This window comes from Stenotrophomonas sp. BIGb0135, from assembly GCF_024810105.1.
Taxonomy (GTDB): Bacteria; Pseudomonadota; Gammaproteobacteria; order Xanthomonadales; family Xanthomonadaceae; genus Stenotrophomonas; species Stenotrophomonas maltophilia_AB.
Genome location: NZ_JANUDX010000005.1, coordinates 213695 through 233274, shown reverse-complemented (window position 1 = coordinate 233274; position 19580 = coordinate 213695). Strand labels below are relative to the sequence as shown.

The window sequence follows — 19580 nt, the reverse complement described above, 5'->3', positions numbered from 1 at the left end:
ATCTAGCGCGCGCGTCGCGTGATCGCTAGCGTGTCCATCGCAGCGTCAGCCCGTCAGGCCCAAGCGCGCACGCACCTGCGCGGCCACCCGCGCGGTCTCGCGCAACGGTTCGATACGGCCGTCAGTGTGCCAGTCCAGCCAGCGCGACTGCAGCCGCCCGCGTTCGCGCAGGGCCTGCTGGAACCGTGCCAATCGCCCCTGTGCCTGGTCGGCCAAGGCCACCGCCACCGGCATGCGCGTGGCGCAGGCCTCCGAAAGCAGGTTCACCGAATCGGGCGACACCACCACCCGGTTCGCCCAGCCCAGCAGGCCGGCATACGGGTTCACTCCGTCGCCACCGTCGCCCCAGATCACATGCGGCAGCTCGGCGAACGCACTGCGCAGCGCGCCCACCAATGCCGGTGGCGTGCGCCGCGAGGTGGTCGCCAGCAGGCTGCCACCCTCGGCGCGCAGTTGCGCGGCCAATTGCTGGAATACCTGCACCATCGCCGGCTCGTGCCACGGCGCGTGCGGGGTAGGCCCGCCCACCAGCAGCGCGGTGCGCGGCCCGGGCAGCGCACTGAACGCGGCAAACGCGGCCCGCCCGCAGGCCAGCCAGTCATCGTTGACCGGGTTGAGGCTGCCCAGCAGGGTCAGCACGTTGTCGCCGCGCAGGCGGTCATGGTCGGGCACCACCAGCAGGTCCCAGTGGCGCGCGCTGATGCGCGGGTCGAGGATCTGCACCACCTGGCTGCCGCGCCGGCGCAGTTCGCGCAGCGCGCCGGCGGCCTGCCGGCCACAGCCGATGGCCAGCGGCGGCGGCATGTCCGCCAGTTGCCGGAAGCCCTCGCCGAAGCCGTCGGCGGCGCCCGGCAGCCAGCGCGGCGCCAGCCAGCGCCATGGCGCACGCGGGCTCAATACCAGTGGCTGGTGCGCCCCCAGTTTCAATGCGGAGGCCAGCGCCACCGCCTGCCGCACATTGCCGGCACGGCCGTCAGTGATCGTCCAGGGCGGACTCGATCGTTTCACGTATGGCATTAATTCGTTTCAGTCAGGCTGGGTGTTGCAACTGTCGCGACACTCTACACTGCCAGCCTTCGCCGATCGCGCGGCCGCCTGGTAACGGTAGCCGATGTCGCCCAGGTTCCCCTGTCCTCCGGAGGCTTCATGTCCAACGTACTCAACGATGCTGCGCTCGACCAGTTGTTCCGTACCGCCCGCACCCAGAACGCCTTCCTCGACAAGCCGGTGGAAGAAAGCCAGCTCAAGGCGCTGTACGAACTGCTGAAGTGGGGCCCCACCGCGGCCAACGGCAGCCCGGCGCGCTTCGTGTTCGTCACCTCCCCGGAGGCCAAGGCCAAGCTCGCCCCGGCGCTGTCCGAGGGCAACCACGACAAGACTCTGGCCGCCCCGGTCACGGTGATCGTGGCCTTCGATGAAGACTTCCACGAAAAGCTCCCCTACCTGTTCCCGCACACCGACGCCAAGGCGTGGTTCGACGGCCCGCGTGAAGCCCGCACCGAAGGCGCCTTCCGCAATGGCAGCCTGCAGGGCGCCTACCTGATCCTGGCCGCCCGCGCGCTGGGTCTGGACGCTGGCCCGATGTCCGGTTTCGACAACGCCAAGGTCGACGAGGCCTTCTTCAAGGGCACCGCCATCAAGTCCAACTTCCTCGTCAATCTGGGGTACGGTGACGCCTCGGGCCTGTTCCCGCGGCTGCCTCGCCTGAGCTTCGACGAAGCGGCCCGCATCGAATAAGCGTTCCCGCCGGACCCTGGCCCGTCCGCGCGGACGGGCTGTTTGCACGACCTTTTTTCTTCCCTTCGCTTTCGAGAGAGACCTGACATGACCATGACCCGCAAACTCCTGCTGCCGCTGGCCCTCACCCTGGCCATCGCCGCCTGCTCCAAGCCGGCCGATGACGCCGCTGCCCCGGCTGCCGACGCCGCCCCGGCCGCTGCCGCCACCACCCCGGCGGCCGATGCCCCGGCTGCTGCCCCGGCTGCTGCCCCCGCCGCAGAAGCCATCAAGATCGCCTCGGGCACCTACAAGCTCGACCCGAGCCACACCGACGTGCTGGCGCAGTGGAGCCACTTCGGCTTCTCGCACCCGACCGCGCACTTCGGCGCTGCCGAAGGCACCCTGGTGTACGACGCCGCCGACGTCAGCAAGTCCACCGTGGAAGTGAAGCTGCCGCTGACCGGCCTCAACAGCTTCACCGCCAAGTTCGACGAGCACCTGAAGAGCGCCGATTTCTTCGACGCCGCCAAGTTCCCGGCCGCCACCTTCAAGAGCACCAAGGTTGAAGCCAACGGCACCAACAAGCTCACCGTCACCGGCGACCTGACCATCAAGGACATCACCAAGCCGGTGACCCTGGATGTCACCATCAACGGCGGCGGCGAACACCCGATGGCCAAGGTGCCGGCCGCCGGCTTCGATGCCACCACCACCATCAAGCGCAGCGATTTCGGCGTGGGCGCGTATGCCCCGAACGTCAGCGATGAAGTGACCATCCGCATCACCACCGAAGCCACCGGCGAAAAGCCGGCTGCGTAATCGGTCGCGGATGTAGAAACAGCAGAAAGCCCGCCGAAAGGCGGGCTTTTTGTTTGCGCAACGGGCGCAGCGTGTCGCCGGCGCCCTGCGCGTGATCCGGCCCGCGCCGTGCTCGACGAGCCGGGCCACACCGGTGCTCGACGACCGTCCCCGCCCTGTAGAGCCACGCCATGCGTGGCTGCGCTCCGCGCGCACCGTCCGCTTCTCGGCAGCCACGCATGGCGTGGCTCTACGCGCGCACCGCCCGCCTCGCGGCAGCCACGCATGGCGCGGCGCTACGCGCGCATCGTCCGCCTTGCGGCAGCCACGCATGGCGTGGCTCTACGCGCGCACCGTCCGCTTTGCGGCAGCCACGCATGGCGCGGCGCTACGCGCGCATCGTGTGCCTTGCGGTAGCCGCGCATGGCGTGGCTCTACGCGCGCATCGTCCGCCTTGCGGTAGCCACGCATGGCGTGGCTCTACGCGCGCACCGTGTGCCTTGCGGCAGCCACGCATGGCGTGGCTCTACGCGCGCACCGTGTGCCTTGCGGCAGCCACGCATGGCGTGGCTCTACGCGCGCACCGTGTGCCTTGCGGCAGCCACGCATCCGCATCTCGTACACTTCCCCGCTTCACGCGCCCCCGCGCAAAGGAGCACCCCGTGCAAGACGCACAGTATTGGATGATGGAATTCTGGACCGGCCTCAGCCTGCTCGACCTGGTCGGCGGCACCGTGCTCGGCGCGTTTATCGGCCTGCTGCTCGGCATCGCCACCTGGCTGGCCATGCATCGTCGCGGCTGGCTGGCCCGGCGCAACCGCTGGCACCACTGGACGCTGGCCACCTACGTGGTACTGCTGCCGCTGCTGTTCTGCGCCACCGGCCTGCAGCTCGGCTTCACTGCCGGCGCGCAGCGCGCCCTCTACAAGCAGATCGACCATTTCCAGCCGCACCTGCAGACCCTCGTCGCCGGCTGGATGGTGGACATCGAACGCTCCCTGGACGACCCCGCGCTCGCCACGCTGATGCGCAGCGATGCCACCGTGCACCAGGTCACCCGCCAGGTGGTGGACGACTACCTGGCCGACCACCCGCTGCCCGGCGCCGGCTATCTGCAGGGCGAGGGCACCCTCCAACGCTGGACCCGCAGCGGCGTTGACCACGTGCGCAGTGCGCTGATGTCGCAGTGGGTGGAGGACAGTCTGTCCAAGGAAGCGGCCGGCGTGAGCGGCGTAGACAAGAAAGTCTTCCGCGAAGCGCTCGGCATGCGCATGAACGAACTGCTGCACACCCAGGGCGCCATCCGCCTGCTCAAGGCCCAGCTCACCAGCATGATGCCCGGCATCTACCTTGGCCTGCTGCTGCCATTGCTGATCGCCATGACGCTGGTGCTGCTGGAAATCGGCGTGGCCCGTCGATACGGCTGGCGCCGCCCGGCGGTGGCGCCGACCGGCACGAACCCGCCCGCTCAAACGATGCGCGTGGCACCACCCGATACAACCCCGGCGGCCTGAACCAGCTCTCCGCCACCGCCCGACGCAGATCGGGCGGGCCCACGCACGGTAGAGCCGAGCCATGCTCGGCTGCCCTCCGTTCCGGCTCATGAACTCCGCCAGCCGGGCATGGCCCGGCTTTACCTGACTCGTAACGGCCATGCACACCGCCCCACGCGAACCCGACGCGTCCACGCACGGTAGAGCCGAGCCATGCTCGGCTGCCCTCCGTTCCGGCTCATGCACACCGCCAGCCGGGCATGGCCCGGCTCTACCTGCTCCGCAAGGGTGATGCACACCGCGAGACGCGCACCCGACGCGCCCACACGGTAGAGCCGAGCCATGCTCGGCTGCCCTCCGTTCCGGCTCACGCACACCGCCAGCCGGGCATGGCCCGGCTCTACCTGCGCCGCAAGGGTGACGCACACCGCCCAACGCACACCCGGCGGGCCCACGCACGGTAGAGCCGAGCCATGCTCGGCTGCCCTCCGTTCCGGCTCATGCACACCGCCAGCCGGGCATGGCCCGGCTCTACCTGCTCCGCAAGGGTGATGCACACCGCCAGACGCGCACCCGACGCGCCCACACGGTAGAGCCGAGCCATGCTCGGCTGCCCTCCGTTCCGGCTCACGCACACCGCCAGCCGGGCATGGCCCGGCTCTACCTGACGCGTAGGGTGATGCACACCGCCCGACGCACATCCGACGCGTCCACGCACGGTAGAGCCGAGCCATGCTCGGCTGCCCTCCGTTCCGGCTCACGCACACCGCCAGCCGGGCATGGCCCGGCTCTACCTGCTACGCAAGGGTGATGCACACCGCCCAACGCAAACCCGACGCGCCCACACGGTAGAGCCGAGCCATGCTCGGCTGCCCTCCGTTCCGGGTCACGCACACCGCCAGCCGGGCATGGCCCGGCTCTACCTACGCCGTAAGCGGCGGTCAGCCTGCGGCCACCGCCGCGACCACCTTGCCCAGCCACGCGGTGGTGAAATCGGTGGGCACCCGCCGGGCCGGTGCCGTCAATCCGCTGTCGCGTAGAAACGCGTGGGTGGCCTGCGCGTAGCCCTGCCGGGCGATCAGCGAGGCCTGCTTCACCGCCGCCTGCTGCTTGCGCAGCAGCACGATCTGCAGGCTCGGCTTACCCGGCGCCGCATACTTCTGGTACCGGCGCAGCTCATCGGCCACCAGGCCGATATCGAGCGTGGCCTGCACCAGCGCGAACTGCGCCTGGGCCAGCGGCACCAGCGCTGCGCGCAGCGGCGCCACGTTGCCGGCCACCGAGGGCGCCAGCGCGTTCAAGGCCGCATCCAGGGCGGGGTCGGCGCGCTCGGCGCGGTCGATCAGGTCGGTCAGCGCCGAGGAAGAAACTGCTTGCATGGAAAGGCACCGGCCCAAAACGCGATTGTCGCATCCGTGGCCGGTGCCCGTCGCGGCTCAGTCGCCGTCGTGCTCGTCGGCGTGGGCCTTCCAGTAGCCCGTCGAGCGGATCCACTCCTTGGGCACGCCCAGGTGGCCCTCGATGTACTTGCGCATCATCCGCGCCCGGCGCGACTCGGCGGCGATCCAGTAGAACGTATCGCCCTCCGGTTCCTCGAAATCGGTGAACACATCCTCCAGCAGCGTGCTGCTGGACGCGTCGAAGCCATTGCGCTCCAGCCACGACACCCGGATGCGGTCGTCCTCCGGCAACTCCTGGCGGTCGCCGGATTCGGGGATCTCGATATACACCTCCGCATTGGCACCCTCCGGCAGCGTCTCCAGCCAGCGGCCGATCGCCGGCAGCGCCGTCTCGTCGCCGATCAGCACGTAGGTGTCGAAATCACGCGCGGTCATGTGCGAACCGCGCGGGCCGCCCACTGCGATCGCATCGCCCGGCTGTGCGTTGGCCGCCCAGCTCGAGGCCACGCCGTGCCCGTGCAGCACGAAATCCAGCGCCAGCTCACCGGCCTCGAGGTCCCACCAGCGCGGGGTGTAATCGCGGGCGGGCGAGGGCTGCTGGCCCTCCGGGTAGCGTGGGCCCTCCGGGGTCATCGTGGGCACCACGAACTGGCCCTCGGCGTTGGGGAAGAACAGCTTCACGTGGTCGTCCGGCGAGGGCGAGTCGAAGCCTTCCAGTGCCGGCCCGCCCACGATCACCCGACGCATGCACGGACTGATCTCCTCGGTGCGCAGCACCTGCAGGGGGCGGAACGTCACGGTATGACGCAGCAGCTTGTTTTCATGCAAAGCCATGGGGAACACCTGTACTCAAATGCGCCGCAGCGCGGCGTAGGGGGAAGACCTGGCTGGCCGGGGCTGGCGGGGTCGAATGCGTTGAACAATGGGGGAGGGCATCTCAGCGTCCTTGCCCGCGGATGTGCGCGGCCGCCTCGCGCAGCGCCTGCGCCACGCTGCTGGCGTTGTCCTCGTTCCAGCGCCCGTGGCACTGGCCCAGGGCGGCCTTCAGCTCGCGCAGCCCGTCGCGCACGCTCGGTGGCAGGTTGGCCTTGGTGATCGTGCGCGCGCTGTCGCGCACCCGGCGCAGCGCCGCGTCCACCTCTTCGCGCTGGCCGGCCAATTCGGCCTGGCCCAGCGCGCTCAGCTGGTAGCGCTTGCGCCCGCCTTCCTCGATGGCACCCACCCAGCCGGCCGCCTCGAACTGCGCCAGCACCGGGTAGATCGAACCCGCGCTGGGCGTGTACACCCGCACGAACATGTCGCTGATCAGCTGGATCAGCTCATAGCCATGGCGCGGCTGCTCGCCCAGCAACGCCAGCACCAGCAGGCGCAGGTCGCCGCGGCTGAGCGGGCGTGCGGTCAGCGGGCGGGCAGGGCGGTCGAGGTCACGCGGAGTGGTCATTTCGATATATCGAATGTGATGGCGTAACGATATATCGAAAACCCGCCCGCGGCCAGCAGCGGCGCGCGCACGGCAGGGATGCGTTCAGGTGAATCGACAGACGTCGACACTTGGGCGAACCGCACGACCTGCGGCTTTCCGCCAGGCCATTCCCGCGTCACCGCCTCACGCTCCGGCCACGCGTTCCGCCGTCACTGCGCCTTCCACGCGCGATCGCGCCACCATGCGAGATTCCTGCCCGACCTACTGGTAATCACGCGATCCAGTTGTAATCCCCGCCCCTGTGATTTCCCGGCCCCGGTGATCCCCTGATAACCGTGATCCTCCGCCCCCCGGTGACCCCACGACCCACCCGGTAGAGCCGGGCCATGCCCGGCTCACCGCGCGCAGCGCGGCGCTCCCCGACGACCGCCACCGCGACGGTGCGTACCCCGCATGGAACAGTCACTACCAACGCCTCGCCAAAACGCCCCTGTTCCACACCCACCCGACCCCGCCATCCACGCATCCCGCAAACGCCCCACACGCCCGCCGTGTCCCCCTCCAACGCCCCGGCCATCGCACGAACCGCAGCCAAAACACCGCGTGGAACCACCATCGTGCACCCACCCACCTGTCCCCCACTGTCCCAAAGACAGCCCCCTCCGCCTCCATACGCACCCGTAGCGAAGTAAGCAAACCCCTTGGTGCGCTACACTTTGCGGCTAGAAATCTAAAACAGTCGCGCGCGTGCGTGCGGTCATGGGAGCGCAAATGAACTGGTTGAACGAGGTGCTGAACAACGACCCGAATCCTGTGGAAACCCAGGAATGGATCGAGTCGCTGAAGGCCGTAATTGATGTCGAGGGCCCTGAGCGCGCGCATCAACTGTTGGAAGGCATGGTGGAGCTCACCCGTCGTTCGGGCGCGTACCTGCCGTTCTCTCCCACCACCGAGTACGTGAACACCATCGCGCCGACCCTGGAGGCCAAGAGCCCGGGCAACGCCGAACTGGAATGGCGCATTCGTTCCATCATCCGCTGGAACGCGATGGCCACCGTCGTGCGCGCCAACCGCAAGCCCGGCGACCTGGGCGGCCACATCGCCTCCTTCGCCTCCGGCGCAACGCTGTACGACGTGGGCTTCAACCACTTCTGGCGCGCCCCCAGCGACAACCACCCCGGCGACCTGCTCTTCATCCAGGGCCACAGCGCCCCGGGCATCTATGCGCGCTCCTTCCTGGAAGGCCGCATCGACGAAGCCCAGCTGGACAAGTTCCGCATGGAAGTGGACGGCGGTGGCCTCTCCAGCTACCCGCACCCGTGGCTGATGCCCGATTACTGGCAGACCCCCACCGTGTCGATGGGCCTGGGCCCGCTGGCCGCCATCTACCAGGCGCAGTTCCTGCGTTACCTGGAAAACCGTGGCCTGATCGAGAAGTCCGACCGCAAGGTGTGGTGCTTCATCGGCGACGGCGAGAGCGACGAGCCGGAAACCCTCGGCGCCATCGCGCTGGCCGGCCGCGAAGGCCTGGACAACCTGATCTTCGTGGTCAACTGCAACCTGCAGCGCCTCGACGGCCCGGTGCGTGGCAACGGCAAGATCATCCAGGAACTGGAAGGCGTCTTCCGTGGCGGCGGCTGGAACGTGATCAAGCTGCTGTGGGGCGGTTACTGGGATGCCCTGCTGGCCAAGGACACCAACGGCGTCCTGCGCAAGCTGATGATGGAAACCGTCGACGGCGAATACCAGAACTGCAAGGCCTTCGGCGGCGCGTATACCCGCGAGCATTTCTTCGGCAAGTACCCGGAGACCGCTGCGATGGTCGCCGGCCTGTCCGACGACGACATCTGGCGCCTCAACCGTGGCGGCCACGATCCGCACAAGGTGTATGCCGCGTACCACGAAGCGGTGAACACCAAGGGCATGCCCACCGTGATCCTGGCCAAGACGGTCAAGGGCTACGGCATGGGCAGCGCGGGTGAAGCACTCAACCCGACCCACCAGACCAAGAAGCTGGACGACGATGCCGTCCGCCACTTCCGCGACCGCTTCAACATCCCGGTGACCGATGCGCAGTTGGCCGATGGCCAGGTGCCGTTCTACCACCCGGGCCCGGATTCGCCGGAAGTGAAGTACCTGCAGGAACGCCGCGCCGCCCTGGGTGGTTACCTGCCGCAGCGCCGTCGCAAGGCCGAAAAGAGCTTCGTCGCGCCCAAGCTGGAAAGTTACGAGCGGCTGCTCAAGAGCAGCGGCGAGCGCAGCTACTCCACCACCATGGCCTTCGTGCAGAGCCTCAACATCACCCTGCGCGACAAGGAACTGGGCCCGCACATCGTGCCGATCGTGGCCGACGAAGCGCGTACCTTCGGCATGGAAGGCCTGTTCCGCCAGATCGGCATCTACGCGCCGTTCGGCCAGAAGTACAAGCCGGTCGACGCCGACCAGCTCATGTTCTACCGCGAAGACCAGAGCGGCCAGGTGCTGCAGCAGGGCATCAGCGAGCCGGGCGCCATCGCCTCGTGGATGGCCGCCGGCACCAGCTACTCGGTCAGCAACGTGCCGATGCTGCCGTTCTACATCTACTACAGCATGTTCGGCTTCCAGCGCGTGGGCGACCTTGCCTGGCAGGCCGCCGACATGCGTACCCGTGGCTTCCTGCTGGGCGGCACCGCCGGCCGCACCACGCTGAACGGTGAAGGCCTGCAGCACGAAGATGGCTTCAGCCATCTGGTGGCCGGTGGCATCCCCAACGTGCGCAGCTATGACCCCACCTTCGGTTACGAAGTAACGGTGATCATGCAGCACGGCACCAAGGCCATGATGGAAGATCAGATTGACGAGTATTACTACGTCACCCTGATGAACGAAAACTACACCCACCCGGAAATGCCGGAAGGTGCTGCCGAATCCATCGTCAAGGGCATGTACCTGCTCACCGACGCCGGCAAGCCCAAGAAGGGCGAGCTGCGCGTGCAGCTGCTGGGTTCGGGCACCATCCTGCGCGAAGCCATTGCCGCGGCCGAGCTGCTGGACAAGGACTTCGGCGTGACCGCCGACATCTGGAGCTGCCCGAGCTTCAACGAACTGCGCCGCGACGGCTTCGACGTGGAGCGTTACAACCGCTTCCACCCGGAAGGCGAGCAGCGCAAGGCGTTCGTGACCGAGTTGCTGGAAGGCCGCCAGGGCCCAGCCATTGCCGCCACCGACTACGTGCGTGCGTACGCGGACCAGATCCGCTCGTTCGTGCCGATGTCGTACACGGTGCTGGGTACCGATGGCTTCGGTCGTTCGGATACGCGGGCCAACCTGCGTCGCTTCTTCGAGGTTGACCGGTACTACATCGCGCATGCCGCGATTGCGGCGCTGGCGAAGGAAGGGAAGATGACGGGTAAGGATGTGGCTCGGGCGATCAAGCAGTACAAGATTGATCCTGAGAAGGCTAATCCGGTTGGGGTTTGATCTGGTCAGTTAGTTGATGCGAAAAGGGCGGCCATTGGCCGCCCTCTTTTTATGTGTAACGAAGTTTTAACTATTTCTATACCCGCAGAATTGTTTATCTCTTCTTCCTGATGACTTTGGGTTTGAATTTCTTCGTATTGCCCAGAGAGGGGTCTAGTGGAATGCTCGTCAATGCAACATTGAACCCAAGTGCGTCAAGGTGAGAAATCGCGTTCTTTAGTGTGACCTTGGAAAAGAACGGTAGCTCGCTAGGTAAAGTCTTCGACGTGGCTATTGCATAGGTGATGGTGTAGGCGCTCGGATTAGGGCGTATTGCTGCGTCTACTAGTGCGATATGGGTTGGTAGTTTTAAGTTTAATTTTTTACGAAAATCTTCATCCTTCAGGAATGCCTCTGCAGCGACCGCTCCCTGCGAAAACAGGTGGCTAAGCGTTGCGGATGATCTGTAGTACTTGACGTGGACAAAGTTATCGCTCCCGACGATCAGGTCGCAAAATTCAATTTTGTCGTATGGGCCGCCTGTTTTTACATTATTTTTATCCATTAAATGAATGTTTGATACAGTCTTAGAGACTTGTAAGTTGTATTCACCCTCGTTGGCGTAGGAGTATGAGGGCAGGTAGCTGGGGAGAACCTTTGCGTTGGCGAGTCGCTTGTCTATTTCCGCAATGAAGTCAGCCTCGATCCTGAACCACGAGCCATTTCTAATTATAAATCTATCGTTGCCATTTGCTATTTCTGCGTGAATGCATCTGTAGGCAGGCCAGCTTTGAGTTGATCTATAATTTTCGTCATTTATATGTACGCTGATGCTTTTGATTGCTTCGAGGCTAAATTCAATTGATCTTGAATCTAAGTATTCGCGGAGATCATCAATGCAGAGAGTCTGGTGGCGAGGACTGCTTGGATACATGTCAAAAGAGTAGCCGGAATTTGTTTCCCAATTGACAATTTCAGGCTCTCCTAGCCAGACGCTATTTCCTCCCGTTTTCGAGATTTCGTCATCAAGAAGGAGGTCCAAAATCTTGATTGTGTCTGGATCCCTTACTTTTGCGACGTTGTCTATCCACGAATAGGCGATGGGCAGGGGTGATTTAAATAACTCTAGTGTCTTTGCTAATATCTTTGGAATGCCGTCTAGTTTTGTCTCCACCATGAGCGTAAGAGCATCTCGACCAGTAATATGTGTGCCGAGTAACGGAACTTTGCATGCGCCAGTAACTGCATAAACTAGGTCCGATTCAGTATTCGCCTGGAGATCAAAAATGTCCACCTCAAGGGAGCTTTGTGTCCTGGAATTCAGTGGATTATCGTCATAGCTAGCCTTGTCAAGGCTTCTTAGCTTTTCTGGATCAACTGCGTTTAAGGTTACGCGCAGCCCGAAATCCCTCTCGGTAAGTTCTCCATTGATAAGGTGGAATCCGGTGCCAAAAGAAATTAGGAAGCTTCTTCCATCTAGATTTGCGTAAAGAACAGCGCCCACGTTGCTGCTTTTCCCAAATTCAACTATTGGTCCATCAGGATGTTCGGTGAATATGCGTGTCCAAATCGGAGCGTGTGCGGGCGATTCCCGCTTTACATAGAGAATTGAATCAATCCCCGGGATGTTGAATGTGTACTTTTGCCCAGCCAGCTCAGGCTTGACGAATTCGTCCGCCGTAAAGCTCCCTTCCTTCATTAAATAGATTGAGAGCTTCTCTTTGCGTTCAGTAGTGTTTGCCAAGTGTCATCCCCCTAAATGAATGGCACGACTGCGCTAATGTTGTCTCAGTGATTTACCCCGAATCCTAAGTTGTGTCAACGCTACTCTGCGGACCTAATCCGGTTCTCCCTACAGCTCTCGCGGCATATCGCCTGGGATTAGTGTGATCCTCTCCCTTGGTCGAACCGTCTCGCTGCTGTGGTCGGAAAACCTAAAATGCATGCCCACTTGCCAGCTCGATTCTTCCGCGGCCGGACTTGTGGCCTGACCTCTAGATCTCAAGTGTGTAGTTCGATCTCCATCTATTGATCTTCTCCGCGGCACCGCGCATGCAAGAAGTCCAATTGCTCATGAGCATTGCGAGCGGTGAGAGGAGGGGAGGGGGACGCGATGTAGGTTGAGTTGTTAGCGATGGGGCGGGCATACCCAGGTATGAACGCATAATCACAGAGCCCGCCTTACTCTTGCTCACCGAAAGCGTGCCGATTGCGACACTGAAGGGTACTATCCCGTCTCGAGGCCGATAGGCCTAATCAATCAGATGAGACAGGGGAAGCAAGGATGGCGTACTGGTGGGTGAACCAGAAGCAGACGTTTGATCGGGCCGTTAAGGCGGGTTACCTGTGGTCACCGAAGACCAACGTGAGGGGCGACGCGAACCCATTCTATGAGCACATGACTCAAGTACAGCCAGGTGATGTGGTCTTTGCATTTGCCAACACCCGCATCCAGGCCATCGCGATAGTCAACGGTGCGCATTACGCGAAAGATCGCCCCGAGGACTTCAGGGCGACGGACAACAAGTGGCGCAATGATGGATGGGCCGTTCCGGTCGACTATCACCTAGTGGATGCGCCACTGAAGGTGAGCGACCACATGGAACAGATTGGGCTGCACCTCCCGGGGAAGTACTCACCACTAAAGGCAGACGGTAAGGCCAATCAGGCCTACCTGTTCCCTGTGCCCGAAGCGATGGCTGCAGTACTTCTGGGGCTGCTCAATGTCGATAGCGATGACCTCGGTGACTGGCAAGACGAGGTACCGCTCAAGGAGCTCAAAGAAGATAGGAACATTGGCGAGACCCAGAAGGCACAGCTAATCATGGCCAGAAAGGGCCAAGGCATCTACCGAAAGAAGTTGAGCGATATTGAGAAAGCTTGCCGCGTTACGGGCACGAGCGACGCCAAGTTCTTGATCGCTAGCCACATCAAGCCATGGGCAAAGAGCGAGAACAGCGAGCGTCTCGATGGCAACAATGGACTGCTGTTGGCTCCCCACATCGATCGACTTTTCGACCGTGGCTACATCTCCTTTCAGGACGATGGCGGGCTTATTCTGAGCAAGCAATTGCCAGAGGCGGTACGGTTGAAGTGGGATGTTACTCAGAAGATTCCGCGCGCGCCGTTTTCGGCGGCGCAAGTCCAGTACCTCAACTACCATCGGGCCGAGTTGCTGCGTAAGTAGGCAGGAATCGCCGACAGCAGGCATACCCGTAGTCGGGGATGCCTTGTCGATCCTTGTTGGATGCCGTGCGGCAAGGGCGGCCAACTGGCGGCAGCCTGGCTTCTCAAGATGAGGGTCAGGCGATGGGCCGGGGTCAATCCCGCGATTCGTAACGCCGCATCAGTTTGCGAGTGGTCGTTTCCACTCGCTGCCAGTCGGCAATCCCCCCGCTTTTAGCGGTCGCCAAAAGTGGAACTACGCTGCCAGTGCAAGCTTCTGCATTGGCGTGATGCCGCCGAGCGCCATGTTTAGGCGCTCGTGGTTGTAAGTCCATAGTCAACGAGTGGCGATGTCCTGGGCCTGTTCGATGTCATTGAACAGATTGCTGGCAAGCCAAGCGTAACGCACGGTCCGGTTGTAGCGCTCGTTGTAGGCGTTCTGCTGAGGATTGCCTGGCTGGATGTAGAGCAGTGCAATGTCTTGCCGCTCGGCCCATGCTTGCAGCGCTCCGCTGACGTACTCGTGCCCGTTGTCGCAGCGTATGGCGCGGGGCTTTCCGCGCCATTGAATGACCTGTTCCAAGCTGCGGATGATGCGCGCCGCAGGCAAGGAGATGTCGACCTCGATCGCCAGTCCCTGACGGTTGAAGTCATCCAGTACGTTGAGCATCCGGAAGCTGCGTCCATCAGCCAACTAGTCGTGCATGAAATCCATCGACCATGTCTGGTTGACCGCCTCAGGCACCGCCAAAGACTCCGGCACTTCCCGGACGATGCGCTTGCGCGGCTTGATGCGCAGATTCAGCTCCAAATCGCGATAGATCCGATACACGCGCTTGTGCTTCCAAGCGAAGCCCTTCACGTTGCGTAGGTGCAGGAAGCACAGCCCAAAGCCCCAATCGCGGTAGGCGCTGGTCAGCCTGAGCAACCAGTCGGCGATGATCGCATTTTCTTGGTAGGCCTTGGCCTGATAGCGGTAGCAGGTCTGACTCACCTCGAACGTCCTGCACGCATGAACGATACTGGTGATGCCTGCCTGGACCGCCCGTCTGGCCATCTCGCGACGCTGAGATGGCCTCACCATTTTTTTGAGAGCGCTTCCTTCAGCAGCTCGGCACTGAGCCGCGCATCGGCGTACATCTTCTTCAGCCGCCGGTTCTCGTCCTGCAGTTCTTTTAGCTGGGACACCACGGACGCATCCATGCCGCCGAACTTGCTGCGCCACTTGTAGAACGTCGCTGAGCTGATGCCATGCTGTCGGCAAAGGTCCGGGACAGGCGTGCCGGCCTCGGCCTGCTTGAGTACGGCGATGATCTGGCTGTCGGTGAATCGTGATTTCTTCATGGGATCTCCTCGGGTTAGGTTACGAGAAAATTCCACTTCTGGCTGCGGCTAACCTGCGGGGGGATTACCTTTCGGCGTAGAGATGCCGCCCTGCTGCTGACCACCAAGCAGGGCGTGGATCTGCGCCTGGCGGTTGTAGAGAGCACCAAGCTGGAAAGGCAATTTCACTCAGGACTCGCATATCGATAGAAGGATTCGAAATATGCTGCCTCAATCAATCATGGCGCCGCGATAGACGCGCCATTTTCCCCAATTCCTTAGGCTACTGAGGAGATCCCAGCGATCCGACAAGCTTGGTTGCCGATCAACTGCTCAGCACCAGCCTCGGTGGCGGCCAAAACGTATACACCCGACAAAGCTCGTGGTCCTCCCCAAACGCCAGCGCAGCCTCCCTGGCCGGCAGGTCCGAGTAGCACTCCAACAGGTCCTGATCCATCCCCGCATCCGCATGGTCGATAGCGAAGAAGCCCAACATGGCCTCGTCGAATGCCTCAAGCCAATCCCCGTCAATCCTGGTCATCTGTGGTCCTCCCGATAGGCCAGAGAGGATGCCGCCACCCCGTCCCAAGGCCTGCGACTGAACCGGGCCAGTTGCGTCGCACCGTAGACGCCGCCAACCGACCCCTGCCAGATCAACAGGAACAAGCGATTTCCCATCCTCCGCACCAACGCGCATGGTGTTCATCGGAGCGTAGAAACTCTTCTAGTAGCAGAATGTTGGACGTCTATTTGTCGGGAGGGTGGCTAATACAACACCCTCGTGGAAATACGCCCGCCGGTTGCTACTAGACGGTTTCTAACCTCCCGACGCCCTTGCCATCCCGGCAAGGGCAAGCCCTGCAGGAGGTCCAACATGTTGACGCCGTGGGAAGACGAACCCGATGACGCGCGCCCCAAGCGCAAACCCTACGCCCGCCCCGCACGCAGCTATCGTGTGGGCGCGCTGACGTACCCGGACCGCGAAGAGTGCGGTCCCACCGAAATTGTTCCCTACCTCAAGCTGCGCGGCCGCTGGCTGGACAAGCTCGGCTTCGACGTAGGCGCCCGCCTGAAGGTGGAGGCCACGCACGGCAGCATTACCCTCACGGTGGTGGAGCGGCCGGTGGTGGTGCCCCCAAAGATCCCCAGGAAGTTGCAGCGGCAAGCCCGCTAAGCGGCAGCGCCCACCCGGGCGGTGCGCCGTTGCACGGCCTTCGCCCGCCAGCCCGTGGAGGGTTCGGCTGTGAATTCTGTTTCACTACCCAGCAGTGGGAGCAACTCATGAGCAAAAGTGTCTTCATGCAGTTACAGATGGAAGCCGGCTTGCGCGCCAGTTTCCAGGAAGCGGCGGGGCGTCAACACCGTCCCGCTGCGCAGGTGCTCCGGCAGTTGATGCGGGTGTACGTGGCCACGCAGTTCGATCTGGAGGCGGCCGCGGTGGACCCAGGGCTTGAAGCAGTTAGGCGTGCAGCGGCGTCGGTGGCCTTGGACGCGCCGGCGGTGAGTAAGGGGCAGTTGGAGGAGGTGCCGGGATTTTCAAGCAGCGGCCGGGACCTGGAGGAAATGGCGCTGCGGCAGCTGGGGTGGAGGTGCTGCCCCTTTGGTGTGGGGTGAGATCCGTAGGTCGCTCTAGCCTTGTTGGATCCTGATGGTGGCAACCGAGGGGGCGGGGCGGCTTACCAGACAGGGGGGGCCGCCGTGCGGCGTACTAGGTGCAGCAACACCTTCCGACGTGCTGTGAGAAGTGAGTACCCTTTTCCGATGCGCATGCCGACGGTATGCACACATCCATAGCTCTGCTCAAGAAACTTGGCCCGATCGCGATGCTGGCGGCAGAGATCGCGGTGCTCTCCTTAAATGAATTGGCGTAGTGGGTCACTGGGCCGGCGATTCGGGTGTCCGGGCAGTAGGCTCGATGACGGCCTCATCCAATCTGCACCGCCTGGCCTTGGTCCTGTTCCATCGGCATGCCAGCGGCCTGTCGCCCGGCCTGCGCAATCGCGGTACCGTACTGCTCGGCGCTGATGCTCTCAATGCGCTGAAGGGATTGCGCTATCGGCGCCTGGACCGCAGCTGCAGTTTTCATAGCCGCGCTTCGATAGTCCGCTTGCTCAGGATCACCTTGCACCAGGAAGACGTGCTCACCCGCAGGGCTGCGGGTCGTCTCATTACTCAGCAGAACGCGGTCCACCCGCTGCAACCCCTCGCTCTTGGCCAAGGCCGTCAAACTCATGGTGAATCGCTCACTCATGTCATCGTACACCCGACCCAACCGAGAATCCTCCGCCGCAACGCCGGCACGAATCTGCATGTAGATCGCGTAGTCGGGATGCGCGGGCGCCATTGCTGCCAGATGCGACGATTCTGCCTCGGGCCCGGTGCGACGCTCGTTCGATACAACCGAGGGGCTCTTGGCGAGGTCCCGGTATGGATCATCAGGATGAAACTGCTTCGATGTCTCTTGTCGCTCCAGCCGAAGGTCGCGGATGCTGTTCAGTCGGGAAATTTCGGCGGGATCCTGCTCCTCCCTTCTATAAACCATCGGCGAAATCCCGGTGGATTTGTACCACTTGGCCTCATCCTGCACGTATTCGTGGGACTGCAGCCTGGTGCCGATTCGGTTGGGATCAATCGCGGAGAGATCATTGAGGGCTTGTGCTTCCAGCCTGCTCATATTGAGCAGATACATGTGCCCAACAGGCTGCTGGATCTCCACTTCAGCACTCAGTGCTGTCTTTCCGGCCCGTACGAAGCCCCCGAGGTTGTTGTCGAGCATGTTCCTCCAAACCTGCTCCTCCGCTACTTCGCCACTGCGGTTTCGTGTGGCTTCAAGGAGCAGGCGTGGCGTCCAGCAGTGAATGCTCAAGCCGTGTTCCACAAAAGAAACATCGTGCGACTTCTTCGTGCTCACTGCGGGAAGATTGAGCGCAAGGTCAGCTCGACCTTGCTCCAGCCACTGCCTGCGCAGTCCGACATCTTCAAGAATAAGGGTCTTCCCGAATGCCTCGCCCTTCAGTTCGTCGAAGTCAACGTTCTTGAGGTCTCCAGGCAGCCTGCTCTGTATGCCGGCCATTTCAGTGGCGAAGCGGTTGGCAACTCGGCCCGGGAGGTTGTCGTTACGTACGACGCCAAGAGCGAGAAGTCCGTACCCGTCATTTCCATCCAGATGCGCTAGATAGTTCCAGTAAAGCTCACGATTTCCCTTCTCCGCGTAATGCGTAAGGATGTCCAAGTCTTTCTTCGTCAAGCCGCTCATGCATCGTCCTTGATCTAATTTGGTGTCAGTTGACCTGATACCTGTCCATCACGCCTCGCATGGCATCCTCCACCCGCTTCCAGTCCTTGAGAAGGACACGTGGGTAGCTGACGCTGAAGGCGATGCGCTTCTCTGAATCCACGAAGTGATGACTGCACATTGCAGCTCGCCCACTTCCGTCGGGAGTTACCCGGTCTCCGCTTATCACCAGTCCATCCTGTCTCAGGCGCTGACTGCTACACGCTATGAAGGTAACCAACGCCCCGTCTGTCGAACGGACGATGTACCAGTCTTTCTCGCCATCGGGATTCCGCAGAAGCTCGTGACCGTACATTGCTTCATACTCTGCGGCGAATGGCGGCATGCGGGCCTCGTCGATGACATAGGGGGCCAGACCAAAAACCTCAGGTTGCCTTCCGCGAAGCTCGAGACGCGCGCGCGGATCCCGGCTGCGCAGAGAACCGGCTTCCGTGGTCCAGTCGGTGGTGACCATTCGGTCAAGCACGGACTCGATCGGTATCCTGTCTATGGGTACAACGGTAGCGCTGACCTGACGATACTGCTCATCTACCGTTCGCATCGGGTAGTTGCCAGGCGGAGCTGCGTCCAGCGTTGGCCAGAACAACGTTAGCTCAAGCCCTATGTCCGGAGAAGGTCCAACTTGGTCGTTGTAGTAGTTGGCCGGGATCAGGAAACGATTCGGCCCAAGGCGTGCCTCTACCGGGGCATTGGTGTACGCACGCCCACCCACTACCTTCTTGATGATCTGCTCTTCTGACATGCCAGCCTCCCTGCCTTCGCCGCGTTCGTTCGATGTCCTCGCGCAGGCTCCGACGCTCACGGCCACGCCCAGCGCCAGTGCCAGTGCCACGCATCTACGATAAGGCATATCGCTCATGATCAGTCCATTGCACACCCTGTTCAAGAATATAGACAATGCGCGGCCAGCTAAATACCGTATTGACGCATGGCGCCCAGAAGTCCGGCATTCGGAACGGGCCTTCTTGGCGCAATCAGCCATTTCGATCCGCCGCTGTTGCCACGCCAGCGCCTCCCGCACGGTCTCTGCGTGTGGGTGGGCGCCCCCGGCGACAAGACCGCACCGACCGCTGCAACCGAAGCCGCAGTCCGGTCCGAGCTGGTGGCCCAGACGCACGCCCAAGGCGTAAGCCCTACGCCCGCCCCGCACGCACCTACCGCATAGGCGCGCTGATGTACCCGGACCGCGACGAATACAGTCCAACCGAGCTTGTCCCCTGCTTCAAGCTGCGCCGCCGCTGGCTGGGCAAGCTCGGCCCCTCCCTGGGCGCTTGCCTGAAGGTGGTGACCTCGCATGACATCATCACACTCACGGTGGTGGACCGGCCGGTGTTGGGGTCCAAAAGATGCCCAGGAAGTTGCGGCGGCAACCCGCGTGGCGGCTGCTGCAGTGCCATGGCCGACCGGCCCGTGCTGGGCCCTTGGCGAGATGGCGCCGGTGGGTCGCAGGGTTCGGCAGCACTGCGCGATGAGCAGCTTAAGGATTTTCCTATAGCCGCCTCCATGCTTCGGCCTTCAGACTACTC

At 62.8% G+C, this 19580-nt stretch carries 15 protein-coding genes and 1 pseudogene; 7 read left to right on the top strand and 9 right to left on the bottom strand.

Annotated features, from left to right (window positions below; translation table 11 throughout):
* Window positions 1–45: 45 nt before the first annotated feature.
* Window positions 46–1017: a mitochondrial fission ELM1 family protein gene (locus tag M2421_RS13090; protein WP_259207347.1), complete on the bottom strand. Its 972-nt coding sequence runs from the start codon at window positions 1015–1017 to the stop codon at window positions 46–48.
* A 129-nt stretch (window positions 1018–1146) separates the two neighbouring features.
* Between M2421_RS13090 and M2421_RS13085 the strand changes: the two genes are divergently transcribed.
* From M2421_RS13085 to M2421_RS13075, 3 genes are all read left to right on the top strand, one after another.
* Window positions 1147–1737: a malonic semialdehyde reductase gene (locus M2421_RS13085; protein WP_259207345.1), complete on the top strand. Its 591-nt coding sequence runs from the start codon at window positions 1147–1149 to the stop codon at window positions 1735–1737.
* An 87-nt stretch (window positions 1738–1824) separates the two neighbouring features.
* Complete coding sequence (locus M2421_RS13080; protein ID WP_259207343.1) at window positions 1825–2538, top strand: YceI family protein; 714 nt, start codon at window positions 1825–1827, stop codon at window positions 2536–2538.
* Window positions 2539–3179: 641 nt separating this feature from the next.
* The gene (locus tag M2421_RS13075) at window positions 3180–4031 is read left to right on the top strand and encodes a hypothetical protein (protein ID WP_259207341.1); all 852 of its coding nucleotides are present in this window, start codon (window positions 3180–3182) and stop codon (window positions 4029–4031) included.
* Window positions 4032–4951: 920 nt separating this feature from the next.
* Here M2421_RS13075 and M2421_RS13070 read toward each other — a convergent pair.
* The 3 genes from M2421_RS13070 to M2421_RS13060 form a co-directional block, all read right to left on the bottom strand.
* Entirely contained in the window at window positions 4952–5389 is a 438-nt protein-coding gene (locus M2421_RS13070) for a hypothetical protein (RefSeq protein ID WP_259207339.1), read from the bottom strand.
* 57 nt (window positions 5390–5446) lie between these two features.
* A complete protein-coding gene (locus M2421_RS13065) occupies window positions 5447–6244 on the bottom strand; it encodes a siderophore-interacting protein (protein WP_259207336.1) in 798 nt (265 codons plus the stop codon).
* Between the two features lie 103 nt (window positions 6245–6347).
* Window positions 6348–6851, bottom strand: a complete 504-nt coding sequence (locus M2421_RS13060) for a PadR family transcriptional regulator (RefSeq protein ID WP_259207334.1) — start codon at window positions 6849–6851, stop codon at window positions 6348–6350.
* Window positions 6852–7604: 753 nt separating this feature from the next.
* Between M2421_RS13060 and aceE the strand changes: the two genes are divergently transcribed.
* Window positions 7605–10292, top strand: coding sequence for a pyruvate dehydrogenase (acetyl-transferring), homodimeric type (gene aceE / locus M2421_RS13055; RefSeq protein WP_259207332.1), 2688 nt, complete (start codon window positions 7605–7607; stop codon window positions 10290–10292).
* Window positions 10293–10386: 94 nt separating this feature from the next.
* Here aceE and M2421_RS13050 read toward each other — a convergent pair whose 3' ends face one another.
* Complete coding sequence (locus M2421_RS13050; RefSeq protein ID WP_259207329.1) at window positions 10387–12015, bottom strand: TIGR04141 family sporadically distributed protein; 1629 nt, start codon at window positions 12013–12015, stop codon at window positions 10387–10389.
* Window positions 12016–12570: 555 nt separating this feature from the next.
* Here M2421_RS13050 and M2421_RS13045 point away from each other — a divergent pair.
* The gene (locus tag M2421_RS13045; RefSeq protein ID WP_259207327.1) at window positions 12571–13458 is read left to right on the top strand and encodes an HNH endonuclease; all 888 of its coding nucleotides are present in this window, start codon (window positions 12571–12573) and stop codon (window positions 13456–13458) included.
* Window positions 13459–13692: 234 nt separating this feature from the next.
* Here M2421_RS13045 and M2421_RS13040 read toward each other — a convergent pair.
* A pseudogene (locus tag M2421_RS13040) lies at window positions 13693–14780 on the bottom strand (IS3 family transposase).
* 304 nt (window positions 14781–15084) lie between these two features.
* Window positions 15085–15300, bottom strand: a complete 216-nt coding sequence (locus tag M2421_RS13035) for a hypothetical protein (protein ID WP_259207325.1) — start codon at window positions 15298–15300, stop codon at window positions 15085–15087.
* Between the two features lie 333 nt (window positions 15301–15633).
* Between M2421_RS13035 and M2421_RS13030 the strand changes: the two genes are divergently transcribed.
* Complete coding sequence (locus tag M2421_RS13030) at window positions 15634–15933, top strand: type I toxin-antitoxin system SymE family toxin (protein WP_259207323.1); 300 nt, start codon at window positions 15634–15636, stop codon at window positions 15931–15933.
* Window positions 15934–16040: 107 nt separating this feature from the next.
* Window positions 16041–16373 (top strand): hypothetical protein, encoded by a 333-nt coding sequence (locus M2421_RS13025; protein WP_259207322.1) that lies wholly within the window; start codon window positions 16041–16043, stop codon window positions 16371–16373.
* Between the two features lie 310 nt (window positions 16374–16683).
* On the opposite strand, the gene M2421_RS13020 is transcribed toward M2421_RS13025, so the two are convergent.
* Both M2421_RS13020 and M2421_RS13015 read right to left on the bottom strand, forming a co-directional pair.
* Window positions 16684–18015, bottom strand: coding sequence for an XVIPCD domain-containing protein (locus M2421_RS13020; RefSeq protein ID WP_259207320.1), 1332 nt, complete (start codon window positions 18013–18015; stop codon window positions 16684–16686).
* 25 nt (window positions 18016–18040) lie between these two features.
* Window positions 18041–18913, bottom strand: a complete 873-nt coding sequence (locus M2421_RS13015) for a hypothetical protein (protein WP_259207318.1) — start codon at window positions 18911–18913, stop codon at window positions 18041–18043.
* Window positions 18914–19580 lie beyond the last annotated feature (667 nt).